The organism is Flavobacterium gelidilacus DSM 15343, assembly GCF_000422685.1.
Taxonomy (GTDB): domain Bacteria; phylum Bacteroidota; class Bacteroidia; order Flavobacteriales; family Flavobacteriaceae; genus Flavobacterium; species Flavobacterium gelidilacus.
Map to the genome: position 1 here is coordinate 1 of NZ_AUGN01000044.1, position 1710 is coordinate 1710.

1 pseudogene is annotated in these 1710 nt (G+C 34.9%); it reads right to left on the reverse strand.

The features are described 5' to 3' along the window. Positions 1-1710, reverse strand: a pseudogene (locus G507_RS16795) (T9SS type B sorting domain-containing protein); the annotation flags it as partial.

The following is a 1710-nucleotide window of genomic DNA, read 5'->3' on the forward strand; positions in this document are numbered from 1 at the left end:
CTGGCTGTACTAGCGTAATACTTTCGGTATCGGTACAAAGTTTAGAGTCTCTAACAATTACGGTGTAAGTTCCGGCAGCAAGTCCTGTGAATATGTTTGAACTTTGATAAGTAGCACCTCCATCAATACTATATTGAAAAGGAGAAGTTCCTAGAGTATTGTTAATATTTACTTGTATAGCTCCATTAGTATCTCCATTACATAAATTTTGTTGGGTTGGTGTAATAGAAGTAATATCTGGATTAGTAATAGGATTAATAGTAATTGTATTTGTAGTATAAGTACAACCAGTAGCACCTGTTATTAAGAATTGATAAGTACCAGCAATAGCTGTAGAGTATGTAAAAGAAGTACCCACAATTGGATTTAAAGTTCCAAATCCACCACCATTCACATTAACTTGATATTGGTATGGCGTTGTTCCACCATTTACATTTACTGTAATTACAGCATTTGGAGAAGCACTACAATCTAAGCTTTTAGTTATAACCACTTGAGCTAATAAAGCAGGAGTAATAGTTTGTGTAACAGTTGCTGTACAGCCATAACTATCTCTGACAGTGAAAGTATAATTTCCAGGAGTTAAACCAGTAAAAGTATTATTTGCCTGGAAGGCACCACCAGAACTATATTGATAAGTCGCAACACCACTAGCAGCTGTTAATATAACAGTTGAACCAGTTGTTGCATTATAACATAATGTTGAAGTCGGACTTATGGTTAAAGTTGGATTAACAGTCGGACTTAAAGTTGCCGTATTAGTTACTGTACATCCATTTCCGTCTGTAACCGAAATGGTATAAGTACCTGTTTGCGTTTGATTAGCAAATACACCACTACTTTGTGGGCCAACAGTTGCAGCATTAGGCTGTGTTAAAGTATAAGCATAAGAACCCCAGCCACCAGAAGCAGTTGCGTTTATTGTTCCATTTGCAATACAAGTAATAGGGTTTGTAGTTACATTAAGTATTAATGCAGAACTAGGTTGAGCCACAGTTATACTTACAGTACTTTGACAGTTTGTGCTGTTATCAGTAACTGTTATAGCATAATTACCAGCAGCTAAACTATTTAAATTTATTGTATTACTAGTTTGATTAGTAATAGCTGTTCCACCATTTACCGTATAAGAATAAGTAGTATTAAAACCAGTTACATTATAAGAAACAGCACCATTAGAAGCACCGAAACAAATAACATTAGAAACTAAATTTCCAGTAACATTAATAAATGTAATTGGATTAATTGTAAAGTTTTCTTGATACATACATCCATTAGCATCTGTTACATTGAATGTATATGAACCTACCGCTAAGTTATTAAAAGTAGCAACGTTTCCAGCAATAGAAGTTGCCGCAATAGTTGAAGGAGCAGTTATTTGAACTACAAACGGAGCTGTTCCACCCACAATAGTTGCCGTAACATTACTTGTTAAAGTAGGACAAGTCACACTTGAAGCAGTAAACGTTAAATCTGTTGCCGCAAGAGGTTGAACTAAAGTTATAGGAGTTGTAGTTGTAGTACAGTTATTAAAATCTCTAATAGTAATTACGTAAGTTCCTGCAGAAAGATTAGCAAAAGAAGTACCATTTTGAAAAGTAACCCCGTTAATACTATATTGATAAGGAGCTGTTCCACCAGTTACATTAAAGGCTTGAATAGTCCCTGTAGTTATACAAGTTAATTGTTGGGTTACCTGTGATTGACCTG